Source organism: Candidatus Omnitrophota bacterium (assembly GCA_013791745.1).
Taxonomy (GTDB): domain Bacteria; phylum CG03; class CG03; order CG03; family CG03; genus CG03.
In genome coordinates, this window is sequence record VMTH01000127.1 from 1 (window position 1) to 23,993 (window position 23,993).

A 23,993-nucleotide genomic window follows, 5' to 3' on the forward strand; every position below is an offset into this window, starting at 1 on the left:
GAGTCCTGGACAAATATTTACGCGCAGAGCTGGACGCCGCAGATATCTCTTTCCGCAGAGAGCTATGTTCTCACGGGGCTGGGAGAGGGGACGACATATTATTTCGCTGTAAAAGCCCATGACGGATTCGGCTGGTCCGTCTGGCCGGGCACATCGTCAGCCGTAAACAGGTTGAATTTTAATTTCGCGTCATCTTCGGCTCCGGCTGCTGTGACGGATTTGAACGCCGTGACAGGCTCGGGGGCGGGTGAGATAGACCTGTCGTGGACAACGCCGGGCGATGACGGCACGACGGGGAATTTAATAACAGGCAGTCAATTCCTCATAAAATATTCATCCGCCGCCTCGCAGAGCTGGGACACAATGGATTACAGCTGGTACATATCAACAGCTGTCGCTAATGGAACATTTTCAGCGCACACTGTGACTGGCCTGATAGATGCCACGACATATTATTTCTACATAAAGACATCGGACGAGGCGGGGAACTGGTCGCCTCTCTCCAACAAAACGACTTCCTATACGAGTGATATTCCCCCCGCGCCCGCGAATTTTACGGGAACAGTCTTATCCAGTTCAAGCATCAGATGGAACTGGGATGATGTCGCCGGCGAAATGGCGTATAGGGTGAAATCAGGCAGCGCGCCTTCTGTTGTTCTTCAGGAGCTTTCCGCGGATGTCACATGGTGGTTTGAGACAACTTTAACGGCCAACACGTCCTATTACAGGGTTGTCACAGCAACCAATTCGGCGGGCGAGAGCGCTCTTTCAAACGGGGCGACTGTCTGGACACTGGCGAATCCGCCGCTCAACACCGATTTTGTTTCAGTGTGGCAGTCCAGCCTTACATTCAGCTGGTCGAATAACGGCAATCCTTCATGGACGAGATGGGAGATACTCCGTTCAACGGATAATTTTATCACGAGCACCGAAACATTGAAAGATCTTGCGGATAATTATATAACGCCTGGTTATACTGACACGGGTCTTAGCGCGGAATCAACTTACTGGTACAAAGTAAGGGCCTTTAACGGCGTCGATGCGCCGACAGACTATGACACAGCCATTAGCACGGTGACATGCGATCTGACGGCTCCGTCGGATATCAGCAACCTCACGGCGCTTTCCGGCGCTACGGGTTTGGGCGGTCAGATAACGCTGAACTGGACTTCCCCCGGCGACGACGGCACGACGGGGACGGCGTCATCGTATGAGGTGAGATACGCCACAAAATACATTAGTTCCGCCGATTACTCTGAATCCTGGACAAATATTTACGCGCAGAGCTGGACGCCGCAGGTTTCGCTTTCCGCTGAGAGCTATGTTCTCACGGGGCTGGGAGAGGGGACGACATATTATTTCGCGATAAAAGCGTATGACGGATTCGGCTGGGGCGTGTGGCCGGGCACATCGTCAGCCGTAAACAGTTTGAGTTTTACTTTCGCGTCTTCGTCGGCTCCGGCTCCGGTCAATGATCTCAACGCCCTTACGGGCGCGCTGCCGGGAGAAATAGACCTGTCGTGGACAACTCCGGGCGATGACGGCACGACGGGGAATTTAATAACGGGCAGCCAGTTCCTCATAAAATATTCGTCGGATGCGGCGCAGGTCTGGGGCACAATGGATTACAGCTGGTATATTTCAACGGCTGTGGCGCGGGGTACTGTTTCGGCTCACAGCGTAACCGGATTGAACAATCAGACGACTTATTATTTCTACATCCGGACGGCGGATGAGGCTCTCAACTGGTCGCCTCTGTCAAATAAAGCGACGGGATTCGCTCCCATTGTGCCGACGGCGGCGCCTTTAAGTTTTGCGGGCAGCGTTCTTTCTCCTTCGTCCGTTCGCTGGGACTGGACGGATGATTCTGATAACGAAACGGGTTTCTATATCAGAAACTCCACCGGCGGCATTATACAGACACTCGGTGCCGGCAGCACTTCCTGGACTGAAACGGGCCTTACGCCCAACACATCTTATTACAGGTATGCCCAGGCCTTCAATCCGGCTGGTTCAGGCAATTCCCCCGCCGACGAGCCGTGGACGCTTGCCGCGGAACCTGTTTTCAGCGTCATCAGCGTCGGGAGTTTTACCGTCACACTCGCATGGGACAGCGCGGGAAATTCTCCCGTCACCAGATACGCCCTGTCGCGTTCAACGGATAACTTTGTTTTGAACATAACGACATTTATCGCTATCGCGGATAATTTTATTTCCGGCACGACTGTTGCCGCTGATCTCCGGCTGGACACGACATACTGGTTCCGGCTCTGGGCATATAATAATGACGGCCTGGCGTCCGCCATCGCCTCGACAGGCCCCGTGAAAACGGATAAAACGACGCCTCTTCCGCCTTCCACCGTCGCGGGTTATCCGGCGACGGTTTCTTCCATTATGTGGGATTGGACGGACGCCGTTTATGAGGACGGTTACAGGATACTTTCCTCAACTGATTTCTCTGTGCTGGGCACTCTTCCCGCTGACACGACATTCTGGTCGCAGACGGGGCTTTCCCCCAACACGGCTTATAATATCTATGTCCAGGCCTGGAGCTCGTATAACGGCTTTTCCGCATCCTCCGCCTGCGCCCTTTCTCCGCCGTACACCTATCAGATCCCGCCGTTGGCATCCGCCACGCCTCCGCTTGTTTCCACAAACACGGCCACGATTTACTGGACATCCTCTGCGGGGGTGAAATACCGCATAGAAAGGAACGGGGTGTTTTTGAGCTCCGTGACGGCCTCCGCTTCCGAGACAAGTTTTTATGACACGGGTCTCGTGCCTTTTGTCAGCTACACCTACTCGGTTTATTCCGTCAATGACGCCGGTCAGTGGGATATTTCCAGCGGTGTGATTATAATAGCGACAACTTACAATGTGTTTGATATTTCGGGCTATCTGAGAGACAGTGACGGGGCGGTGATCCCGGGCCTGGCAGTTTCTCTGGGCGGCGATTCCTCCGCCGGCTATGTCTCTAATGCCGCGGGTTTTTATGTTTTCGGCGGTCTCGCGTCAGGCGATTACAGCGTGACGCTTTCTTCAAGCCCCTACATCTTCACCCCCGTCTCTTACAGCACAACCTCACTCTGCGCGGACATAAGCGGCTGGGATTTCCGCGTGCTGGTGGTCCCGAATATCATTCCCGGCAAACCGGGTTTTGTGTCGGTGGATTATCCTCTTATCTTTGACGGCGCTGTGAAAATAGAAATATACTCGCCGGGGGGAAGGAAGGCCGTGGATATATACGGAAACACATGGTACGGCACGGAAAACAATTCAAGGCCTTCCTCTTCGTCGGATATAATGGAATCGGGGGCATACATATACAGGACGCAGACGGCGACAGGGCAGAAGAAATACGGCACGGTGATAATCGTAAAATGATGAAGAAAACAATCATAGCTCTTGCGATTTTGGGCGTGTTCTCAACGACAGATTCGCACGGAGCCTTTTATAATCCCGGCTGGTCGGCGAGGGCCGAAGGTATGGGCGGCGTTTTCTGCGCCTCCGGCGGCGACGCGTCGTCGCTTTTCTATAACCCCGCCGCCATAAGAGGGCTTGATTCCCCCGAGTTCGTGCTCATGGGTTTCAAACCTTATATGAGCCTCAGCGGCGTTGAGTGGAAGTATTATCAGTTTTCGGCTGTGTATCCAAAGGATTCTTTTACGATGGGCATGGCTTACTCCGGTTTCAACGCTCAAAGCCTTTATTTTGAGAACAGCCTTTTGCTTTCCGGGGCTTTTTCACGGGGTTCCGCGGACATCGGGGGCAGTTTGAAATATTTGAGCCATTCTTACAATCTGCCTCATGAAATGCAGCCATTTTTTGATTCAAACAGCGCCTCGGGTTTCAGCGCCGACATGGGCGCCGTGTTCAAACTGAACGGGACTTTCTCGGCGGGCCTGTCCGCGGAAAACATTATTCCAGTAGATCTGGGAATAAAATACGAAGACGAGGTGCCGTCAATTTACAGGATGGGTTTCTCGGCAAAAGCGCCGGAACTTGGTTTTTTTCAGAATGTTCTCACCGGTATGGATCTTATATACCGCTCGCAGGACTGGGGTGATAAACTGAGCTGGGGTCTTGGAGCGGAAGCATGGTTTGCGGATAAGACTCTCGCCGTGCGCTGCGGATACAGCGTGACGGCGCTTAACATGGGGGCGAGTTTCGTCGTTGAGGACAGGAGTGTGGGGCTGGATTATTCTTTTTCGCTGCCCCTTGAAATTCAGGACAATTCGGGCTCTCACCGCATTCAGATGGTTTTCCGCTTTTCTCCGCCCAGAGAACAGGTGCTGCCGAAAAATATGGACGGAATCAAGGTGCCTGTCAGACGCTCAGACGCCGTGCCGGACCTGAAATCCGAAGACGCTTATCCGGAAGATGTTAAACCCGCTGTTTCCAAACCTGCTCCTGTCCCGTTCGAGCGCGTGGAGACACGGCCTGATGATACAGCACCTGTCGCTGAGAAGATATCAGAAATTTATCCGGATGATATTGTTCCCGCTGTTCCCGATCCGGCGCCTGCCGCGATCAAAAAAGCGCAGCCGCCAACCAAAAAAGCCGGGGCCACCGACGAGGCGGAAACAACTTCTGACATGGACGCCGAAATCAAAAGGATGGAAGAAGAGATTTTAGGCGCGCCCGCGCCGCCGCCGCCGTCGGCTCCTGCGCGCATGACACCCGCGGAGAAGGCGAAAGCCGGAGCGCATTTCAACAAAGCCACAGAACTTTATAAACAGGGCAGATATGAAGAGGCGATAGCCGAATGGCAGGAAGTTCTCAAAATAAATCCCGACCACAAACTCTCAAAACAGAAAATCAACAAAGCCCAAAGTTTGATTGACACTAAATAACGAAATACGATATAATGAGCAATGAAAATTTGGAAAAATATTTTTCAGAAGCGTAAAAGAGGAAAAAAGGGGATGAATTAATTTCCCGGGGTAAAGGAGGTATTTGAAAAATGCATACTCGACAAAAACTCAATTTTCTTTCGGTGGCCTGTTTTTTGGCAGGCGGTGTTTTGTTAACTTGCCCCGACGGACTTTCAGCGGCGGGACAGCATAAAGGCGAGCAGAAACAGATAGGCGTTGATATTCAATTTTCCGGAGCGCGAGGCGAAACGGTGACTGACGCAGAAGGTATAACCTATAAATTTTACGGCTACGAAATCAAAGAGGCCAAAATATATCCGTCGGAATACAGGGGAACATACCCTCTTTATTTTTTTGGTATGAAAGTGCCGGTGAAAGTTATTGTTACGAATAAAGGTCCCCGCTCAAAAGCAAAAATAAGAGTGGCGACTCTGGCCTACTGTCTGAACACCGATGGCACTAATGGTTTTCGCCTAAAAGATACTGAAATCGTGGATGTGGAAGTAAATAAAGGCGAAACCAAAGAAATTGACGCTTCTTTTGTTTGTAATTATTCGCCCGAGGCCGAATCCGGTCTAGACCGTTTTATTGTGCAGGTGCTCCACATGAATTCAGGCAAAGCCCCCCGCAATCAGGAAGCCGCGCTTATAATGACAAAAGAAGGTATTTTCTGTCCGCCGGAATATATTCCCGAATCAATAAAATAGAAAAAAGGTGCCCTTAATATTTTTTAAAACCTGAAGGCGAAAGCCGGCGCGCATTTCAACAAAGCCACGGAACTTTACAAACAGGGCAGATATGAAGAGGCGATAGCCGAATGGCAGGAAGTTCTCAAAATAAATCCCGCCCACGAACTCTCAAAACAGAAAATCAACAAAGCCCAAAGTTTGATTGACAGTAAATAACGTTAATCTTTAAATTTGACAGTCTGAATTGTTTCAAGAAAATCTTTGCGCAGGTTTTTAAAATCCTTTTTCAGAGATTTACAGATTATGGAAAATTGTTTTTCATTATGTACAAAACTTGCCGCAAGATAGTGAAACGTCTTTTTCTCACCGCGATATTTTCTTTTACGATCGTATTCGAAAAATGCGCAGGTTTTTCCGTTTACAGTTATTTCCTTAATGGTTGAGACTTTTTTTATTTTGCCTTTGTGCTTTTTGCTTTTTTTGCGGAGCTGATTTGATTTTGCGGCATCATAAGAATTTTCTATGCCTGGCCACATTTCTAAATCGAGCACTGATATTGTAATTTTGGGATTATAGTCGACAGGTTTGCCAACAGGATATCTGGAAATGCTTGTCAGTGGTTGCCATATTTCGGAAAGGTCAATATCGCTTTTTACGGATTTTTTTCTCACCATTTCGCGCCCTTTTTTTATTTGGCCTTGAGGAGCAAATGACCATTGTTCCGGCTTTGAAATTTTGAAACCCAGACTGTGGGCGACATAGTTATTGTTTATATATTCCTCTGAAGATATTGTCATTTCAAAATTGCTGATGGATGATTCGTCCTCGAAGATAATTTCATCGGGTTCTTGGCAAAAAATTCCGGTGGTAAGGGTAATCAGCATGAACATGACGGTGAGAAAATAATATTTCATAAATCCCCCTTTATAATGCGTTTGGAATTAATTTCACTGTCGCACTTTTTAATTTGAACAAAATCCGCAATGACTGTCAACCTTTTGCCGCGAAGTTTTCGCCGCGAAGGCGGGTCAACCCCTGCCACCGCCCATCTTGAACCAAAAAGCAGTAGTTATAACTCCGACTGGTTTTAATTATTTCAGTTTTTTTCGCGGCCCATGACAAGTTTCTGTATGCGGCGCGAAAGGAACGACTGCCGCCGGATGTTGTAGCCGACGGCCATTTTAACGACTTCGTAGGGCATGATCATTATGAGTTTTTCCCTGGCGCGGGTGATGGCCGTATAAAAAAGGTTTTTGTTCAGCAGAAAATAACAGCCGCTCCGGGTGGCCAGAAATATCACCGCCCTGGATTCGCTGCCCTGGGATTTGTGCACGGTCATCGCGTAATTGAGAGTGATGTTGTCCATCCTTGAATAGGGAATGCTTTTTTCTTTTCCGTCAAAATCCACCGTCACGCGGTTTTCGCTGTGCGTGTCATCGGTGATGATGCCTATGTCGCCGTTGTATATATCCAGGTCGTAATCGTTTTTCCTCTGCATCACTTTGTCGCCTACACGGAATTCCCTGTCGTGGACGAGGAATGAAGTTTCCTCCGAGGCGGGGTTCAGCCAGTCGCGGAGGCGTATGTTCAGGTTGGAAACTGAAATATCGCCGCCCCCTTTATTGAGAGGGGTCAGTATGTTTATGTCCTTTATAGGGTGATAACCCGCCTTTTTGAGTTTGTCTATGGAGGAATACAGGGCTTTGATCATTTCCTCGGGCGAGCCTGTGTCTATGAACTCAAAATCGTCGGCGTTGGTCATAGGGAAGGCCTTCTCCATGTTTATCATAGAGGCGTTTTTGAGGATGGTGGATTCTTTTTTCTGGCGGAACACCTCGGGGAGCATTATCTGGGATATGGAATAGCTCCCGACCAGCGCCTGCAGGGAATTACCCGCGTCCACCGGAGGCAGCTGATAGGGGTCTCCGATGAAAACGATCCGGGTGTTCTTTCCCGCGCCTTCACAGAGCGCCTGAAGGAGGAGTATATCCACCATTGAGGCCTCGTCAACGATCAGATAATCTTTTTCAAGAGGTTCTTCAGAGTTAACGCGGAAGCCGTCGGCCGGAGAGTATTTGAAAAGGCGGTGAATTGTAGACGCACTTTTACCCGTGAGATTTTCAATCTTGTTGGCCGCTTTTCCCGTCGGCGCGCATAGAGCATAGGTTTTTCCGAGTTTATCCAGCAGCGCCAGCAGCCCTACGCAGAGCGTGCTTTTTCCTGTGCCAGCGGCGCCTGTTATAACCGTCATGGGATTGGAAAGGGCTCTTTTCACAGCCTCTATCTGGTCGGGCGAGAAGTTGATCTTCACCTCCGATTCTATTCCTTTTATAAGGTCATAAAAATTTTTCACTTCAAACACGGGGAGCTTTATTTTTTCCGCTATTCTTTCGGCTACGGCGTTTTCGGCCTCGTAATACCTGGGAAGGTACACCATGTCGTTTTCTATGACGAGGCCCTTGTTGGAAAGCGTTTCTGATTCCGCCCACGCGCGGGGTATTTCAAGGAGTCTTGACGCGGAGCGAACGACCTCGTTGAGGTAGAGGAAATTGTGGCCTGTTTTCTGAAGAATTGTGTTGATCGAGAAATATATGCCGGCCGCGATACGCTCGGAGTCCATTTTCCCCACACCGACATTGCCGGCTATGATCTCGGCTTTTTTGAAACCTATGCCTTTGAAATCGCGTATCAGCCTGTATGGGCGCTTCTTGATAAGAGAGGCTGCCTCCGCGCCGTATTTCAAGTAGATGCGGCTGGCCCACTTCGGCGAAAAACCTATGAGTATGAGTTCTTTGACGCTGGTGTTTATTGAGGAGGAGCTTTTTTTTATTTTTTCCAGAAGCTTTTCGCTGATGCCTTCCACCTCAAGCAGCTTTTCGGGATTTTCCTCAAGTATTTCCAGGGACTTGTCTTTGAATTTTTTCACTATTCTTTCGGCCATCTGCTCCCCGACGCCGTCAATACAGGACATCATGAATTTTATAACGCCCTCTTTCTGGTAGGGGAGTTCCCTGTAGAATTCGTCGATCTGGAAGCTCTCTCCGAATTGCGGATGCGAGGTTTTCGTGCAGCGGGCATGGATCATATCGCCTGTTTTTATACCCGGCAGGTAGCCGCAGATCTTCGCCTCTTTTTTAGTTGCGGTCAGCACCTGGGCCACTTTCCACCCGGTGTCCGGGTTTGCGTATATTATGTTTTTGATCTCGCCGCTCACCTCGGCGTAATTTTTTTCTCTGTCGGTCAGGAAATCAAAATTCAGCTGCGCTTTATCAGGGGCGTTATTCATTCTTCAGCTCCGGCTTGCATATTTTGATGGCGGGGCAGTGCCTGCACAGGGGCCCCGGGCGTTTGACATAAGAGTTGTCCGAGGCGAGCTCTCGTATCAGGCATTCTATTTCACCGCAGAATATTTCCGGCTGGGATGTTTCAAAACTCAGCTCATTGCCGTCCCGCAGATATGCGAGGGTGAAGCGGATATTTTTGTGGTGTTTTCTGTAGAGGAGAAAAGCCGCGCATATGTAAAACTTCATCTGTATGTCCGCTTTCAGTTCTTCTTCGCTCAATTCGTTCTTTCCGGTTTTGTAGTCTATTATGTGCAGCGCGCTGATGTCTTTTCCGGAGATGATGTCCATTCTGTCTATACGCCCGGTGAGACTCACTTTTTCGTTGTCATAAAAAGGGATGTCAAAAGCTTTTTCAACGGCATACAGCGTTTCCGGGTTTATCTCTTTTGAGGCGAAGCGGTTGAGGAAGACATCCGCTTCAAAAAAAGACAGGTCTCCGGTTTCTGGGATTCCCGGGAATTCTTTTTTGCGGGAGTTCGCAGCGGAGTAAAGTTTCTCCATGTCCCGGCTCACTCCGGCCGCGACCAGAGCTTTGCAGTAATCCTCTATCACCGCGTGTATGTATGAGCCGAAACGCGTGGCCGGGTTTTCCTCCTGGAAAATGCCTTCACCGTAAGCGTAATAGTAGCGCCGCGGGCATTGAAGATACAGCCGCAATTTTGAAGCGGAGACGCTTTTGAGTTCCACCGGTTTGATGTCTGTTGCCATTTCTCAATTTTATAAAAAAACGCTGAAAATTGATATAGAAATTTTGTCTTAATTTGTGGCCGTGCCCTTATTTGATAAAATATACATATGAATTGCCCTAAATGCGCTCTTTGCGGAGGTAAGGCGGCCCCGTATTCTTCAGCGCCTCATTATTTCGTCTGTGAAAACTGCGGTTTTGTCTTTCTTAACAGGACTAAAGTTGTTTCCCGCCAGGACGAGAAAGAGCGCTATCTCAAGCACACGAATGACCAGGGCGATGCCGGTTACACTAAAATGCTTGAGGAATTCATAAAGATCTGTGTCGCGCCTTTCGCTCATGCCCCCGGCCCGGCGCTAGATTACGGCTCCGGACCGGAGCCGGTTCTTGCCGGTATTTTAGAGAAGATGGGGTATAAAGTTGACATATATGACCCCTTTTTCGCGCCCGCTGCAGATTTTGATCCGGGAAAATACGGCATTGTCACGGCCGTTGAGGTGATAGAGCACATGAAATGTCCTTTATCGGATATTCGGATCATAGCGGATATTCTGAAACCCGGCGGAATTTTCGCCGGAAGGACGATGTTTCTTACAAAAGAGGATTTTGCTCTTTGGTGGTACCGCCTCGATATCACGCACATTTCATTTTATTCCCGGGAATCTCTGTCATATATAGCTTTGGAAACGGGCATGAAGACCATACTGTTTAAGGAACCCTGTTTTTTCGTCATGAAAAAAAATGGCTGAACTGAAAGGGGAAGGAATGTGGGCCGGATGCCGGACTATGAAGCGACTATTGACCGGTAGTTCTCATAATCAGAGATTAGGGCTTGTGCTCGTAATCGGGAAAAAAGGGAAATACGGATAAAAAAAACAGGCGAAACCGGATTTTGATCCGATTTCGCCTTGTTTTAATTTAAAAATTAAGAAAAGTTATTTGGCTTTTCCGACTATTCTGAAAACCTTTGTTCCGCAAACGCCGCACAAGCCTTTGATGGCCTTCATGCCGTTCTTCATGACCACATCCTCAGGGCTCTTGATCTCAACGTTTTTCTTGCACTTCATGCATCTTCCTTCTGCCATTTTGTTTACCTCCGCTAAAATTGCTAACTTGAACCGAATTCTGAGCATATTGTAGATAAAAAAGCAGGTGAAGGCAATGAGGAAAGGCACTATTCACGGGGCGCCTCCTCTCCCGATGTCTAATGTCAAGACCTGACCCCAGAACAAATTATGCGTTTTGAGAGTGATTTTATATAATTTTGGTAATGAGAGAAAAATTTCAGTTTGTTCTTGCACTATTGTGTGCTGCCGTGTGCTTTGATAACGCTTTTGCGGCCGTGAGCGTGAAGAGCCTTGGCGGAGGCGTTCTGGAGTGTTCGGTTGAGACCGCGGCTCTTGAAATAACGCGAAGGGGCGATTTTGACATTGTGAAGAGCCGGGGATGTTCCGGCACTTTTTCGCGAGGCTCGGCGGCTCTGCCTGTAAGAAATTTTTTTGTCGCCCTTGGCCGGGCCCGCGCCGTGCCTTCTTTTGAGATCATCAGCGTTGAAAGAGCTCCCGTCGCGGGAAGTTTTAAGCTGAGAGAGGTTGGCCTTCCAAGGCCTATGAGCGCGGGCGCCTCAAAGGCTTTGCCGCGGTCTTCAGGCGTTCCGGCCTCCCTGCCGGGAGAATCAGAACTGCTGAAGCTCAATTCTGTTCAGGAACGCGGAGGAGCGCATTTTGCCGCTTTTTCGCTCAAGGCCGCGGAATATGACCCGCCTTCGGGAAAACTCACACACATTAAAAAAGTTGTATTCAGGATAAACCTTGCCGGCGAAGTGCATGGTACGGACGCCGTGTCATCTTCGGACAGGCGTTTTGTTTCGTCTTTTGCGCCGGGTTCGGACAGGATAGCGGCGGCTCTGCCCTCGGCTCCGGAGGGCTACCTGCTCATAACGAATAACACCCTCATGCCTTCTTTTCAGGCGCTGCTGGAGAGCCATTCTTCAAACTTTAACTGCTCCACCATAACGGTAGCGGAGATAGAGATTTCTTACCCCGGGGCGGACACCCAGGCGAAAATAAAGGCCTGTATAAAGGATTACTGTGACAGCGGCGTCAGATATGTGCTCCTCGGCGGAGATACCGAAATCATTCCCGCCAGAGGCGTTTACGCCAGAGTGACAGGTTCCGCCCTTACAAGAAACGCCCTTGCCGATTATATTGACGGCAATATCCCCTGCGATCTCTACTATGCCGACACATCAACATCAAGCTGGGATAAAGACGGCGACGGCGTTTATGGTGAATGGGCTGACGGGGTTAATTTTATGCCCGGCGTTTATATAGGAAGGGCTCCTGTGAGTAATGTTGAAGAAGCGGATAACTTTGTCAGGAAGGCAATATATTATCCGCTGAGGAATAATTTTAGGGAGCTTCTTATCGCCGATTGGCTGATTAAAGATGATCCAACCGGTTTACCCGATTTGGACGGTAAAGATCTTATGACGGGCCCGGGGGAGGTCAAAGATCAGACGCCCGATGATTTTGAGATTGAGGAATTATATACGAGTGAAGGCACGCTATCAGCGGCAGCCGCCATAAATGAGATCAATGAAGGGATAGATTTTCTCAATCACGCCGGCCACGGCTTGACCGCCTCGCTTGACCCTGTATTTAACAATTTAAATGTTTCTTCACTCTCCAACGCAAAGCCATTTGTTGTCTCGTCCATAGGCTGTTATGCTGGGGCGTTTGACAGCAGCGACTGCATAGGAGAGTATTTTGTCAAAGGCTCAGGCGGCGGGAGCGCCTTCATGGGCAATGCGCGCTATGGCTGGTTTGATGAGAATGACGCTACAAAATACAGCGGCGAGTTGATGGTGGCTTTCTACGACGCTCTGTTCGATCAGGGAATGACGCGTCTGGGCGAGGCTTTCGCGAAGAGCAAGATAGATTTTATTCCCGCCGCCACGGATGTATCAGACCAGAATAATCCCTATCGGTGGATAGAGTATTCGCTGAACCTGCTGGGCGATCCCGCGATGGTTCTTCCTTCGGAAAAGCAGTTGGATTTTGTTTCATATCTGCTGAATTTATCCACGGCGAGCCATGTGAGCCCCGGCGCATCCACCGAGCTTGTTGTCGAACTTAAAAACCTTAAATCAACGGACACTTTGAATGTGAGCGCGTCCGTCAGCACGAACGACCCCTATGTGACGGTTTTATCAAGCTACGCCTATTACGGCGATATAGCTCCGCTCGCCAGCGCCTCAAATGTTTCCTCGCCCTTTCGCTTCAGCGTTTCGGAGCTCTGTCCCTGCGATCACATAATCAATTTTGACCTTCTGATGAACACAACGGATGCCGTGTTCTATACAAGGGTGCAGACGGCTGTTTCGCGTTCAGCGCCCGGCCTGACTATGGTTTATTGCTGGCCCAATCCCGTGCGGTCGGGGATCCTTCATATATCAAACATTCCCCTGGGCTCGCGTCCGTCTGTGAGCATATATAATCTTGTGGGCGAGGAAGTGGCGCTTCTGCGCGAGGGTGAGGGAATAGTGACATTAAATTCTTCCATGAGAGCCGACTGGGAGCTCAAAAACAAATACGGACGCCCCGCGGCCTCAGGAGTATATTATTATTTCCTGAGGTCAGATATTGGTTCCGCCAAAGGCAAGATAGCGGTCATTAAATAGGCGCGGGGGGTTGACTTTTGTTACCTAATTGGCGAAAAGAATTATCGGCGAACCTCATATGCCCTGGAACAGTCTCCGTTAACCGAAGATGCGGATCAGGTCGCTTCGTGTGGCCGCGAGCATCACAATGAGCAGGAAAGCCATACCTATCGTTTGCAGGATGCCGTAAGTTTTTTCCGACGGGAATTTTTTTGTGATTCCTTCCCACGCGAATATGACCACATGCCCGCCGTCAAGAATGGGAATGGGGAAGAGGTTTATCAGGCCGAGGTTGAGGCTCAAGAGCGCCGTGAGTTCAAAAAAGGCTATCCATCCCTGGGAGAGGGTGTCTTTCATTATTGAGGCTATCCCCACCGGACCCGTGACCTCTGCCTTGACTTTTCCCGCTATTGTCATCACGAGAAATCTCGCGGTCATTATTACGATGCCGGCGCTCCTGTCGGCGGCTGTCAGGAATGCCCTGTGCGGCGCGATGGGGGAGCGGGCGTAAGGGGCGCTGATGCCGATGAGTCCCGTTCCCGTCTGTTTGTCCAGTGCGGGGATTATGGTTTTTTCAAAACGCTTTCCGTTCCGTTCAATAATAAACAGCAAGTCTTTTCCGGCGCTGGGGTGAATGGCGGAAACAAGGTCGTCCCATTTTTCCATTGCCCGGCCGTCTATCGAGACTATCCTGTCCCCGGGTTTTAACCCGGCACTTTGGGCGGGGCTGCCGTCGAGTATATTTCCCGTTTTCGCCAGGTTCTGTATGATAAGTTTTCCGCCCGCCCAGGTCGTGATGAAGAATATCAAAAAACCGAGGATGAAATTTCCCGCAGGTCCCGCGGCGACGACAAAAATCCTCTGCAGAGGGCTTTTTGAGAAAAATCCGTCGGGTGAGGAGAGTTCTGCGGTTTCAAAAGGGTGTTCCCCCCGCATTTTGACATAACCTCCCAGGGGTATCAGGGATAAGAGGAATTCGGTCTCTCTTTTTATTTTGATGAGAACCGGCCCGAATCCGAGAGAGAATTTCTCAACATAAACGCCTATTATCCTCGCCGCGGAATAATGGCCGGCCTCGTGTATGATTATGACAAGGCTGATAGCCAGCAGTATGTAAACGGAATCCAGGATGTTGGCGCCCGTAAAGATCCCGCCAAGCCGCGTTAAGATCGATCCAATATTCATTTTATAAGTTTTTCCGCGCGGCCTTTCGCCCATTTCTCAACACGCAGCACATTGGGGATATTGTAGCGCATTTTCGGCGTTTCAGAAAGCGTTTTCCTGATAATGGGAGCAATGCGCGCGAAGGGAATGCGTTCATCGAGAAAAGCTTTTACCGCTGTTTCATTGGCTCCTACAAGAGCGGCCGGATACAGCCCGCCTTTTTTTCCGGCATCAAGCGCCAGGCCGAAACATATGAATTTCCCTGCGGGATATTTTTCCAGCGTCATATCCAGTTTTGTGAAATTCATCAGATTGCGCATTTTCTGTTTTTGGGGGTAATGCAGGGCGTAGCTTATGGGTATTTTCATATCGGGCATGGAAAGATATGCATTCACACTGCCGTCGGCAAATTCAATCATTCCGTGTATCAGCGCCTTGGGGTGCAGCAGCACCGCGATCCTGGAAAAATCCATGGAGAAAAGGTGATGGGCTTCGATCACCTCAAGGCCCTTGTTCATGCCTGTGGAAGAATCCACGGTTATCTTTTTACCCATTTTCCATATAGGATGCGCGAGTATGAATCCGGGCGTTATTTTCTTTCCGGAGGCTGTGAGGATAGCCCCGCCGGAAGCTGTTATATATATTTTTTCCGGCGTGACTTTCGAATTTTCCATGCATTGAAAAATCGCGCTGTGCTCGGAATCCACAGGGATTATCTTTCCTCCGTGTTTTTTAGCGGCCGCGGTTAAAATGTCCCCTGCCATGACTATGGGCTCTTTGTTGGCCAGGGCGACGGTTTTACCTTTGGAAAGAGCCTCCAGTATGGGGATGAGGGCGGAGCTTCCCGAAGATCCGGCGATGACAAGATCCGTTTTTTTGTCCGTGCACAGGGAACTCAATTTGTCCGGAGGAAGTATTTTTGCCGCGCCCGCTAGCGGACGAGGGTATTTTTCAAACGAGGCCTGATCAGTTATACAGGCTTTTTCGGGTTTGAATTTTCTCATCTGTTCGGCGAAAAGTTTCGTGTTGGAATGCGCGGACATTGAAACTATCCTGAAATTCCTACTCCGCCCCGCAACCTCCAGAACCTGCCGGCCAATGGAACCGGTGGAGCCCAGGAGACAGATATTTTTTGGCGGCGTTTTCTTCATCGTACGAAGAGTATGATGTAGTAGTAAAGGCAGGGAGCCGCCGTCAGAAGGCTGTCTATCCTGTCATAGGCCCCGCCATGACCGGGGAATAAGATGCCGCTGTCCTTGACCAGGCCGGCGCGCTTGACCATTGATTCTATGAGATCGCCCATCTGGCCGGCTATGCCGATAATGATGCCCATGATAACGAGATCCAGGGCATTGAGAAATTGTATCCGGGCGAAAATATCCCAGACAAACGCGAAAGCCACCCCAGCGATTACCCCGGCGATGAAGCCCATGACTGTTTTGTTGGGACTTATTGTTTTGGCGAGTTTTTTCCTGCCGTATTTTGACCCGGCGATATAAGCGGCGGTATCCACGATCCACACACCGCCTATCATCAGGAGGAAATATTCCCTGCCGTAAGGCGCGATGTCCCTTAGGAGGATAAAGTAACTCCCCAGCCACGGGATCATAAATAAACCAGCCAGCGATACGCCGAGGGATTCAATAAAATATCTTATGTTTTTTCCGAAAAGATGACCTATCAGCAGGGCGCCGAGCGTGAAAGTCAGCACTAAGGCGGGGATCCCTTTCTGGCTCGAAAGCAGCATATTTGACGAGCGCAGATAAGCGGCGGCGAGGATTAAAAAACCCGCTGGAAGGCAGAGGGCTTTTTGAGGCGATAACTGACCGGATGCGGTGATGCTGTAAAATTCCCACTGGGCGATCAGCAGAATGGCGGCCGCCATTATAAAAAAGGGCAGTGTCCCCACCCATATAAAGGCCAGGATCACGGGTATAACAACCGCCGCCGTCAGTAGCCTCTGCTTCATCAATAACCCCCGAACCGTCTGTTCCTGGAGGAATAAGATTTGACGGCTTTTTGTATCTCGTCTTTTCCGAAATCCGGCCAGAGAGTGCCTGTAAAATATAATTCCGAATAAGCGGCCTGGTAAAGGAGAAAATTGGACAGCCGCATCTCGCCGGAACTGCGTATGATGATATCCGGGTCGGGCATGCCTTTTGTGTCGAGCGCATCCTCAAAAGTTTTTTCGACATCACCTGACGGCCTGGCTGCCAGAAGTTTTTTAACGGCCCTGATTATCTCATCCCGGGAGCCGTAATTAAGGGCGAGCGTGAGGGTGAGTCCGTCGAGTTCGCCGGTTATTTTTTTCAGAGCCGTTATTTTTTTTACAAGAGCCGCCGGCAGCTCGGACAGGTCGCCGATCGCATTAAATCTTATCCCGTTTTTCAGCATGTTTTTTTCTTCGCCGGCGAGAAATTTACCAAGAAGAGAAAAGAGGAAATTGATCTCCGTTTTACTCCTCTTCCAGTTTTCCGTAGAGAAGGCGTAAAGGGTGAGCCACTTAACCCCCATCGCCCGGCAGGCCTCCACCGTCCGGCGGACGGCTTCCGCCCCGGCGGCGTGACCTTTCACGCGCGGGAGTTTTTTTTCTTTTGCCCAGCGGCCGTTGCCGTCCATTATGATGGCTATGTGTCGGGGGATCATTCGCTCATTATTTCTTTTTCTTTTTTTGAGCGTATTTCGCCAAGCGTTCGTATGATATTGTCGACACATTTCTGCAGATCTTTTTCCGAAGAGCGCAGCTGGTCTTTTGAGATCGCTTTCTCAGACTCCTGAGCGTTGAGCTCGCTCAATTTTTTCCGCCGGAGATTTCTGATGCTCACTTTGTGTTCTTCGCAGATGCTGCCCACTATTTTTGAGACCTGCTCGCGCCTTTCGCCTGTCATCGGGGGCATGGAGAGCCGCACGATGTTGCCTGTCACCTGGGGGGTGAAACCTATGTTTGCTTTTAAAATAGCGGTGGCTATCACCTGGGTCATCTTGACATCCCAGGGATGGATCTCTATGGTTTTGGCATTGGGTATGTTGATGGCGGCGCAGTTTTTGACGGGCGATTCCTGCCCGTAATACGGCACCGTTACGGTGTCCAGTATCCCTTCCGAGGCCCGGGAGGTCCTTATCTTGCCGAGTTCTTCTTTCAGATTTTCTACGATTTTTTCAGCGTCTTTCTGGAATTCAAGCATTTTGTGTGCCTCCTTTCAGCGCCCCTGAGCCATATCGGTTTTTCAGCGCATTTCCCCTGTGTCCGACCCCGCCGAAGCGTTCGGGCATATCTGCTCAGCCGGTTTCACTGTCCGATTTCGTATCGGGTAAAGCGGGTTATTTTTACGGCTTCGCCGAAAGAAGCGGCGGCGCCATTGAAGTAATTCTTGAATTTTACTTTTTCGTCCCGGAAATAGGGCTGTTCAAGCAGACAGGCGCTTTCATAGAATTTGGAGAGCTTGCCTTCCACGATTTTTTCCGCCATTTCCGGCGGTTTTTTTGAGAGGTCGAGATCCTTAAGGAGGAGTTTCTTTTCCTCTTCAAGAACGGTCTCCGACACGTCTTCTTTCTGTATGTATGAGGGTTTCATTCCGGCGATCTGGAGCGCGGTTTCTTTCAGCAGATTTGTGAAGTCATCGCTTTTGGCGACGAAATCGGTCTCGGACGCTATCTCCACCATCACGCCGACTTTGCCGCCGGGATGGATGTAAGAATAGATACTCCCTTCATCACTGAGCCTGTCCTGGCGCGCCTGCATTTTAAGTATGCCTTTTTCTCTGAGTATTTTGCCGGCCCGGTCTATATCACAGTCGGCTTCCTTGAGAGCGTTTTTACAGTCCATAATACCGGCGTTTGTGCGTTTCCGCAGTGTCATTATCAAATCTGTTGTTATTTCCATTTTAAATCTCCAGCGCTGTTGCGTCGTCGAGCTTCGCCGCACCGGGTTCAGTGTTTTCAGCGCCTGTTTCAGGGGCAGCTTCTTTTTTCGCCGCGAGGTCAGCGTCGTCGGATGCCACAGGTACGCCCTTTCCCTCGAGCACGGCGTCCGCCATCAGGGCCGTTATGAGCTTAACGCTTCTTATGGCGTCGTCATTTGCAGGGATAGGGTAATCTATCAGATCGGGATTACAGTCTGTGTCCAGGAGCGCGATGATGGGTATGTTCAGCAATCTGGCTTCATGGACGGCGATGTCTTCCATGTGCGGATCCACGATGAAAACGGCCGCTGGAAGTTCGTAAAAATTCCTCAGGCCCTTCAGGTCCCGGTGCATTTTTTCAAGTTTGCGCATCATCTTCGCGTACATTTTTTTGTGACGGGCGTAGGTCTCTATATTTTCTTCAAGCTCTTTGTATTTGGCGATACTGTCGTTTATCTGCGGCAGATTGGTAAAAAGGCCGCCCCACCATCTGTGGGAGACATAAGGCATTCCGCATCTCTGGGCCTCTTCCTCAATAGCCGCCTGTGCCTGTTTCTTCGTGCCGACAAAAAGTATTGTGCCGCCGTCCGCGACGGTTTTCTGCACAAAATCAAGAGCATCCTGCAATAATTTGATGGTGTCTTCTATGTTTATTATGTGGATGCTGTTGCGCACCGTGTAAATATATTTTTTCATCTTGGGGTTCCACTTGTTTTTTCTGTGACCGAAGTGAGATCCCGCTTCGAGAAGCTTCTTTGCATTTATTTCCATGATTTTCCTTTTCCTCCTGCGCCTTTTATATAACTGAACGGATCAGTTTTGCCTGTGTACTGTCCACATAATCTTTTTTCTTCAGATGCCTGAGCTCTTTTCGCCGCTTTCCGCCGTTAAGATGGCTTTTTGAGGCGTGGGCTCTCTTCACTTTGCCGCTGGCGGTGACCCTGAATCTTTTAGCGGCTCCCCTGTGGGTTTTCTTCTTAATCTTTTTCTGCAATTTATCCTCCTGCTCTCGCCAAAGCGGCAATAACCGCGGTTTCGCTGCGGAGAGTGTTGTCCCCCACGGAAACCGGCGCGAGTCCCGCTTTTTCAGCGGACTCTATTTCACCATCTGTAAACCCGCCCTCGGGTCCCGCGAAAATTGCTATATTTTGCGTGTTTTCACGGATTTTCAAAGGCTCGCGGCCCTCTAAAAGTATAAAACCGCGAGAGCCATCCTGCGAATATTCCTTAATACCTATCAAAAAATCTTCGACTTCGTCAAGTGAGGGAGCATACTGTCTTCCGCATTGCCCGCAGGCGTTTAGGATAATCTTTTCCATTTGTTCGCGATTTACCGTCTGTCTGGCGGAGCGCGCGGTTCGCAGCGGGCTTATCCTGGTCACTCCGAGTTCCGTGCATTTCTGTATGGCGGTTTTAAAGGCCGGCGGTTTTATCAGCGCGATAAACAGGCGTATTTCTTTTTCCGGAGCGGCGTGGGTGAATTTTTCCAGCACGCTTATTTCCGCGCGCGCGGGATTTTTGGAGATTTTCTCTATACGCGCTTTCGCGGAATGGCCCCTGCCGTCAAATATGCTTATGATATCCCCTGTTTTGAATCTCCGCACATTGACAATGTGATGGGCAACATCGCCCGGTAATCCCCCGTCTATGGAAGGAACATAAAACTGTGTCATTCAAAAAGATTTTTATAAAAGGGTGTTTGCTCTTCTTCCATTATCTTCATGTAGTCTTCAAGAAGTTTTTTCGCTTTCGCCGGCACCTTTTTAGGCACATGGATCACCACCGTCACGAAAAGATCGCCGGAATAGGCGGCGTTGAGGTGCGGCATCCCGTAGCCGCGGAGCCGGAAGACCTGCCCGTCAGGGCAGTGCGGCGGGATCTTCATCTGCACCGTTTTGTTGATGGCCTGCGCTTTTATCGTTCCTCCCAGAACCGCCACAGGGAAGGGAATTGCTATTTTGGTGTACAGGTTACTTTCGCGCCTTTCAAAATCTTTGTGGGGCAGCACCTCTATCAGCACATAGAGATTGCCGGCAATGCCCTGCGGCGATTCATAACCCTTTTCTTTAACCCTCAGCGATGTGCCGGAGACAACACCCTTCGGCACTTTTACTTTCAGGTTTTCTTTTTTCTTTACGAGACCGTGTCCGGCGCATGAAGGGCATTTGTGTTTTATTATCTGGCCGCGCCCGCCGCATTCGGGGCAGGGCCTCTGCATGGAAAAGATGAAACTTCCTTCGGTCACAACTCCTCTTCCTCTGCACAGCGGGCAGGTCGAGGCCTTGGTGCCGGGCTTGGCCCCGGACCCTCCGCAGGCGTCGCATTTTTTTGCCCGCGAGTAAGTTATTTCTTTTTCTGTCCCGGTAAACGCTTCTTCCAGCGTTATGACCATACGGGTTTCTATGTCCTGTCCCGCCTGGGCGCCTCCGCGGCCTCTTCCTCCGCCGAAAGAAAAACCTCCCGTGCCGCCCCCGAAAGCGCTGCGCAGAATATCGGCGAAATCCCCGAAATCAGCGTTTTTGAAAATATCCTCCTGGCTGTAGCGGCTGTCAATACCCTCGTGGCCGAACCTGTCGTACTGTTGCCTTTTTTGCGGATCCGACAGGACGGCGTATGCCTCGGATATTTTTTTGAATTTTTCCTCGGCGCTTTTTTTCTCACTTTCCCCGACCCTGTCGGGGTGATGTTTCAAGGCCAGCTTGCGGTAGGCCGATTTTATATCCGCGGCGGCGGCGTCACGCGCTACGCCCAGGATGTCATAGTAGTCCCTTTTTTCCGTCATTTATTACCGTCTTTAGCGTCATTGTCTTCTTCAACCTCAGCGTCAACGACATTGTCTTTTTGCCCGGGGCCGTTATCCTGCCCGGCATCAGATGCGCCCGCTTCGTCTCCGGCATTGGGCTGCTCTTGCGAGGAGGTCTTTTTGTATGCTTCCGCGGCCAGGGCGTGGGATGCTTTTTCAAGGACATCTTTGGCCGCGCTCATTTTTTCGACATCGTCGGTTTTGAGGGCATCCTTGGCGTCTGCGGCCGCTTTTTCTATGCCGGACTTCTGCTCGGCGGACACTTTATCACCGAACTCTCCGATGCTTTTTTCGACGGAATAAACAAGGTTGTCAAGTTCGTTCCTCGCTTCTATTATTTTTTTCTTCCTGTTGTCTTCCTCTTCGTGCTCTTTCGCTTCTTTTGTGAGCTTCTCCACCTCTTCCTCGCTCAGGCCGGAAGAGGATTTGATTATGATGTCCTGCGATTTTCCCGTGGCCTTGTCCTGGGCGCTGACTTTCAGGATACCGTCCCTGTCTATGTCGAATTTCACCTCTATCTGGGGCACGCCTCTGGGCGCCGGCGGTATGCCGGAGAGCTCAAACTGGCCGAGAGACTTGTTGTCTTTGGCCATGGGTCGCTCACCCTGCAGGACATGCACCGTGACGGCGGGCTGATTGTCCGAGGCCGTTGAGAAGATCTGGCTTTTACCGACGGGTATGGTGGTGTTCCTGTCTATGAGTTTTGTGAACACGCCCCCCATCGTCTCTATGCCCAGCGACAGCGGCGTGACATCCAGAAGAAGCACGTCTTTGACATCGCCCTTGACGATGCCGGCCTGTATGGCGGCTCCGAGAGCGACGACTTCGTCGGGATTGACGCCCTTGTGGGGTTCTCTTGCGAAGAATTTTTTCACTTCCTCCTGCACCATGGGCATGCGTGTCTGGCCGCCGACAAGTATGACTTCCTTGATGTCGCCGACACTCACTTTCGCGTCGGAGAGAGCCTTTTTGCAGGGTTCCATCGTTTTGCGGACGAGATCGCCTGTTAACTGTTCGAGTTTTGAGCGGGTGAGTTTTATGCTCAGGTGTTTAGGCCCCGACGCGTCCGCCGTGATAAAGGGCAGATTGATTTCGCTCTCGAGCGCCGTTGAGAGTTCGCACTTGGCTTTTTCCGCGGCCTCTTTCAGCCTCTGAAGAGCCATGTTGTCGTTTTTAAGGTCCACCCCGCTGCTTTTTTTGAATTCGTCACAAAGCCAGTTGATGATGATGTGGTCAAAATCGTCTCCGCCCAGGTGCGTGTCGCCGTTGGTGGACTGCACCTCTATGGTGAAGGCCCCCTCGCTCTCGCCTATCTCAAGGATTGATATGTCAAAGGTGCCGCCGCCGAGGTCATAAACAGCGACCAGTTCGTTTTTTTTCTTGTCCATGCCGTAGGCGAGCGCCGCAGCCGTGGGTTCGTTTATTATCCTTAAAACTTTAAGGCCCGCTATTTCTCCGGCCTCTTTTGTCGCCTGCCTCTGGGAGTCGTTAAAATAGGCGGGAACGGTGATCACGGCCTCCGTTATGGTTTCGCCCAGATGGCTCTCGGCGTCTTTTTTCATCTTTGTCAGAATTTTGGCGGAAATTTCCGGAGGGCTGTAGTCCCTGCCTTTTATGCGCACGCGCACATCTCCGTTGGAAGCTTCCGTGAGCTGGTAGGGAACATTTTTTTTGTCTTCGTTTATCGTGCTGCTGGCGAGCTTTCTGCCCATGAACCTTTTGATCGAGAACACGGTTCTTTCGGAATTTGTTATAGCCTGTCTTTTGGCGAGCATTCCCACCAGCTCTTCGCCTTTCTCCGTGAAAGCCACGATAGAGGGTGTCGTCCTCGCGCCCTCCGCGTTCGGTATAACGGAAGGCTTCCCGCCCTCCATCACCGCCATACAGGAATTTGTCGTGCCTAAATCAATACCTAAAACATGCGCCATTTTATTTTCCTCCTCTTAACATTCTCTTTCGTTACATTCCATAAAAAGCTATCACTCATCATCGCGCCCGTGCCTTTCCCTCGCCCTTCGGGCTTGGTCGCCGCTCTTTATTCATCGCGGCCGGCGCCCTGTTATTCGCCATTGCTGTCATTTGATGCGTCCCCGGCATCTTCGGATCCTTCTTCCGGCATATTTTCCGCCACAGCGACCATCGCCGGTTTGATCACCTCATCTCCGAGATAATAACCGTTGCCCACTATTTTTACGATCGTGTTGTTTTTGAAATCGTTGGTTTTTTCCTTGAACACGGCCTCATGGATGTGGGGGGAGAATTCCTTCCCCATACAGTCCATTTGTCTGACGCCCAATGACACGAGCGCTTTTTTCAGATCCTTGATTATCAGCTCCAGCCCTTCCACATCCGCGGGCTCCCCCTCCGACAAAGATTCTTCGTAGCGCAGTACATTGTCCATCACGGGCAGAAACTCTTTGATCGCGCTCTTTTTTCCGTAAGAAGCCATCTGCGCGGATTCTTTTTCAAGGCGTTTTCTGTAGTTGTCAAACTCGGCTTTCAGAGAGATGAGCTGGCTGTAATAATTATCGGCTTTTTCCTTTTCCTGTTTAAGCGAAAGGGATAGCAGTTTGAGCTCTTCTATCTTTTCTTTTGCCTCGCAGGTCAGAGAGCTTTCTTCTTCCTCTGTTGTTTGTATATCAGCTTTTTCCTGTTCTTTGCCGTGCGCTTTATGTTTATCGTTCATCATCAGAAAACCTCCGTAAGATATTTCGCGATCTCGCCGGCCGTGCCTTTGACCAGCGGCAGGACGCGCATGTAATCCATGTATTTGGAACCCAGCACACCGCAGATATAGCGTTTGCCGTTTATATTGAAATCGGATATCACGACCGTTAGATCACCGTAGTTTTCGGGAAGATGGCTCTGGCA

The 23,993-nt window shown here is 50.3% G+C and carries 21 protein-coding genes; 6 read left to right on the plus strand and 15 right to left on the minus strand.

Annotation, left to right across the window (positions count from 1 at the left end):
* From FP827_06000 to FP827_06015, 4 genes are all read left to right on the plus strand, one after another.
* Positions 1-3,384: hypothetical protein (locus FP827_06000; GenBank protein MBA3052619.1), on the plus strand; the 3,384-nt coding region annotated here is incomplete at its 5' end.
* Positions 3,255-4,853, plus strand: coding sequence for a tetratricopeptide repeat protein (locus FP827_06005; GenBank protein MBA3052620.1), 1,599 nt, complete (start codon positions 3,255-3,257; stop codon positions 4,851-4,853). The genes FP827_06000 and FP827_06005, both read left to right, overlap by 130 nt.
* A 110-nt stretch (positions 4,854-4,963) precedes the next feature.
* Entirely contained in the window at positions 4,964-5,581 is a 618-nt protein-coding gene (locus tag FP827_06010) for a hypothetical protein (protein MBA3052621.1), read from the plus strand.
* Between the two features lie 30 nt (positions 5,582-5,611).
* Complete coding sequence (locus FP827_06015; protein MBA3052622.1) at positions 5,612-5,779, plus strand: tetratricopeptide repeat protein; 168 nt, start codon at positions 5,612-5,614, stop codon at positions 5,777-5,779.
* Positions 5,780-5,781: 2 nt separating this feature from the next.
* Here FP827_06015 and FP827_06020 read toward each other — a convergent pair whose 3' ends face one another.
* The 3 genes from FP827_06020 to FP827_06030 all read right to left on the minus strand — a co-directional run bounded on the left by FP827_06020 (position 5,782) and on the right by FP827_06030 (position 9,615).
* The gene (locus FP827_06020) at positions 5,782-6,477 is read right to left on the minus strand and encodes a hypothetical protein (protein MBA3052623.1); all 696 of its coding nucleotides are present in this window, start codon (positions 6,475-6,477) and stop codon (positions 5,782-5,784) included.
* A 182-nt stretch (positions 6,478-6,659) separates the two neighbouring features.
* Positions 6,660-8,849: an ATP-dependent RecD-like DNA helicase gene (locus FP827_06025; GenBank protein MBA3052624.1), complete on the minus strand. Its 2,190-nt coding sequence runs from the start codon at positions 8,847-8,849 to the stop codon at positions 6,660-6,662.
* The gene (locus FP827_06030; protein ID MBA3052625.1) at positions 8,842-9,615 is read right to left on the minus strand and encodes a PD-(D/E)XK nuclease family protein; all 774 of its coding nucleotides are present in this window, start codon (positions 9,613-9,615) and stop codon (positions 8,842-8,844) included. Before FP827_06030 ends, FP827_06025 begins: the two co-directional genes overlap by 8 nt.
* An 87-nt stretch (positions 9,616-9,702) precedes the next feature.
* Between FP827_06030 and FP827_06035 the strand changes: the two genes are divergently transcribed.
* On the plus strand, positions 9,703-10,341 hold the full coding sequence (locus FP827_06035; protein MBA3052626.1) for a class I SAM-dependent methyltransferase: 639 nt from the start codon (positions 9,703-9,705) through the stop codon (positions 10,339-10,341).
* Positions 10,342-10,862: 521 nt separating this feature from the next.
* A complete protein-coding gene (locus FP827_06040; GenBank protein MBA3052627.1) occupies positions 10,863-13,274 on the plus strand; it encodes a hypothetical protein in 2,412 nt (803 codons plus the stop codon).
* 78 nt (positions 13,275-13,352) lie between these two features.
* Here the strand turns inward: FP827_06040 and rseP are convergent, their stop codons facing one another.
* From rseP to FP827_06100, 12 genes are all read right to left on the minus strand, one after another.
* Positions 13,353-14,471 carry an RIP metalloprotease RseP gene (rseP, locus tag FP827_06045; protein ID MBA3052628.1) on the minus strand — a complete coding sequence of 373 codons (1,119 nt, stop codon included), beginning with the start codon at positions 14,469-14,471 and terminating at the stop codon, positions 13,353-13,355.
* Positions 14,435-15,568, minus strand: a complete 1,134-nt coding sequence (locus FP827_06050) for a 1-deoxy-D-xylulose-5-phosphate reductoisomerase (protein MBA3052629.1) — start codon at positions 15,566-15,568, stop codon at positions 14,435-14,437. Before FP827_06050 ends, rseP begins: the two co-directional genes overlap by 37 nt.
* Positions 15,565-16,386 carry a hypothetical protein gene (locus tag FP827_06055; GenBank protein ID MBA3052630.1) on the minus strand — a complete coding sequence of 274 codons (822 nt, stop codon included), beginning with the start codon at positions 16,384-16,386 and terminating at the stop codon, positions 15,565-15,567. The genes FP827_06050 and FP827_06055 overlap by 4 nt, the downstream gene beginning before the upstream one ends.
* Positions 16,386-17,063 (minus strand): di-trans,poly-cis-decaprenylcistransferase, encoded by a 678-nt coding sequence (gene uppS / locus FP827_06060; GenBank protein ID MBA3052631.1) that lies wholly within the window; start codon positions 17,061-17,063, stop codon positions 16,386-16,388. Before uppS ends, FP827_06055 begins: the two co-directional genes overlap by 1 nt.
* Positions 17,060-17,602, minus strand: a complete 543-nt coding sequence (locus FP827_06065) for a ribosome recycling factor (protein ID MBA3052632.1) — start codon at positions 17,600-17,602, stop codon at positions 17,060-17,062. The genes uppS and FP827_06065 overlap by 4 nt, the downstream gene beginning before the upstream one ends.
* 104 nt (positions 17,603-17,706) lie before the next feature.
* Positions 17,707-18,300, minus strand: coding sequence for an elongation factor Ts (gene tsf, locus FP827_06070; protein MBA3052633.1), 594 nt, complete (start codon positions 18,298-18,300; stop codon positions 17,707-17,709).
* Position 18,301: 1 nt separating this feature from the next.
* Positions 18,302-19,093 carry a 30S ribosomal protein S2 gene (gene rpsB / locus FP827_06075; GenBank protein ID MBA3052634.1) on the minus strand — a complete coding sequence of 264 codons (792 nt, stop codon included), beginning with the start codon at positions 19,091-19,093 and terminating at the stop codon, positions 18,302-18,304.
* Between the two features lie 22 nt (positions 19,094-19,115).
* On the minus strand, positions 19,116-19,301 hold the full coding sequence (gene rpmI, locus FP827_06080; protein ID MBA3052635.1) for a 50S ribosomal protein L35: 186 nt from the start codon (positions 19,299-19,301) through the stop codon (positions 19,116-19,118).
* A gap of 13 nt (positions 19,302-19,314) precedes the next feature.
* Positions 19,315-19,992, minus strand: coding sequence for a 16S rRNA (uracil(1498)-N(3))-methyltransferase (locus tag FP827_06085; protein MBA3052636.1), 678 nt, complete (start codon positions 19,990-19,992; stop codon positions 19,315-19,317).
* On the minus strand, positions 19,989-21,101 hold the full coding sequence (gene dnaJ / locus FP827_06090) for a molecular chaperone DnaJ (GenBank protein ID MBA3052637.1): 1,113 nt from the start codon (positions 21,099-21,101) through the stop codon (positions 19,989-19,991). Before dnaJ ends, FP827_06085 begins: the two co-directional genes overlap by 4 nt.
* A complete protein-coding gene (dnaK, locus tag FP827_06095) occupies positions 21,098-23,050 on the minus strand; it encodes a molecular chaperone DnaK (protein MBA3052638.1) in 1,953 nt (650 codons plus the stop codon). The genes dnaJ and dnaK overlap by 4 nt, the downstream gene beginning before the upstream one ends.
* A gap of 131 nt (positions 23,051-23,181) precedes the next feature.
* Entirely contained in the window at positions 23,182-23,811 is a 630-nt protein-coding gene (locus FP827_06100; GenBank protein ID MBA3052639.1) for a nucleotide exchange factor GrpE, read from the minus strand.
* Positions 23,812-23,993 lie beyond the last annotated feature (182 nt).

What these genes read in the sequence shown, in the direction of transcription:
- dnaK (MBA3052638.1), bottom strand. Translation starts at nt 23,050, where the DNA reads ATGGCGCATGTTTTAGGTATTGATTTAGGCACGACAAATTCCTGTATG.
- FP827_06030 (MBA3052625.1), bottom strand. Translation starts at nt 9,615, where the DNA reads ATGGCAACAGACATCAAACCGGTGGAACTCAAAAGCGTCTCCGCTTCA.
- FP827_06085 (MBA3052636.1), bottom strand. Translation starts at nt 19,992, where the DNA reads ATGACACAGTTTTATGTTCCTTCCATAGACGGGGGATTACCGGGCGAT.
- FP827_06005 (MBA3052620.1), top strand. Translation starts at nt 3,255, where the DNA reads ATGGTACGGCACGGAAAACAATTCAAGGCCTTCCTCTTCGTCGGATAT.
- FP827_06100 (MBA3052639.1), bottom strand. Translation starts at nt 23,811, where the DNA reads ATGATGAACGATAAACATAAAGCGCACGGCAAAGAACAGGAAAAAGCT.
- FP827_06050 (MBA3052629.1), bottom strand. Translation starts at nt 15,568, where the DNA reads ATGAAGAAAACGCCGCCAAAAAATATCTGTCTCCTGGGCTCCACCGGT.
- FP827_06020 (MBA3052623.1), bottom strand. Translation starts at nt 6,477, where the DNA reads ATGAAATATTATTTTCTCACCGTCATGTTCATGCTGATTACCCTTACC.
- FP827_06055 (MBA3052630.1), bottom strand. Translation starts at nt 16,386, where the DNA reads ATGAAGCAGAGGCTACTGACGGCGGCGGTTGTTATACCCGTGATCCTG.
- FP827_06025 (MBA3052624.1), bottom strand. Translation starts at nt 8,849, where the DNA reads ATGAATAACGCCCCTGATAAAGCGCAGCTGAATTTTGATTTCCTGACC.
- rseP (MBA3052628.1), bottom strand. Translation starts at nt 14,471, where the DNA reads ATGGGCGAAAGGCCGCGCGGAAAAACTTATAAAATGAATATTGGATCG.
- FP827_06065 (MBA3052632.1), bottom strand. Translation starts at nt 17,602, where the DNA reads ATGCTTGAATTCCAGAAAGACGCTGAAAAAATCGTAGAAAATCTGAAA.
- FP827_06040 (MBA3052627.1), top strand. Translation starts at nt 10,863, where the DNA reads ATGAGAGAAAAATTTCAGTTTGTTCTTGCACTATTGTGTGCTGCCGTG.
- tsf (MBA3052633.1), bottom strand. Translation starts at nt 18,300, where the DNA reads ATGGAAATAACAACAGATTTGATAATGACACTGCGGAAACGCACAAAC.
- dnaJ (MBA3052637.1), bottom strand. Translation starts at nt 21,101, where the DNA reads ATGACGGAAAAAAGGGACTACTATGACATCCTGGGCGTAGCGCGTGAC.
- FP827_06035 (MBA3052626.1), top strand. Translation starts at nt 9,703, where the DNA reads ATGAATTGCCCTAAATGCGCTCTTTGCGGAGGTAAGGCGGCCCCGTAT.
- FP827_06010 (MBA3052621.1), top strand. Translation starts at nt 4,964, where the DNA reads ATGCATACTCGACAAAAACTCAATTTTCTTTCGGTGGCCTGTTTTTTG.
- uppS (MBA3052631.1), bottom strand. Translation starts at nt 17,063, where the DNA reads ATGATCCCCCGACACATAGCCATCATAATGGACGGCAACGGCCGCTGG.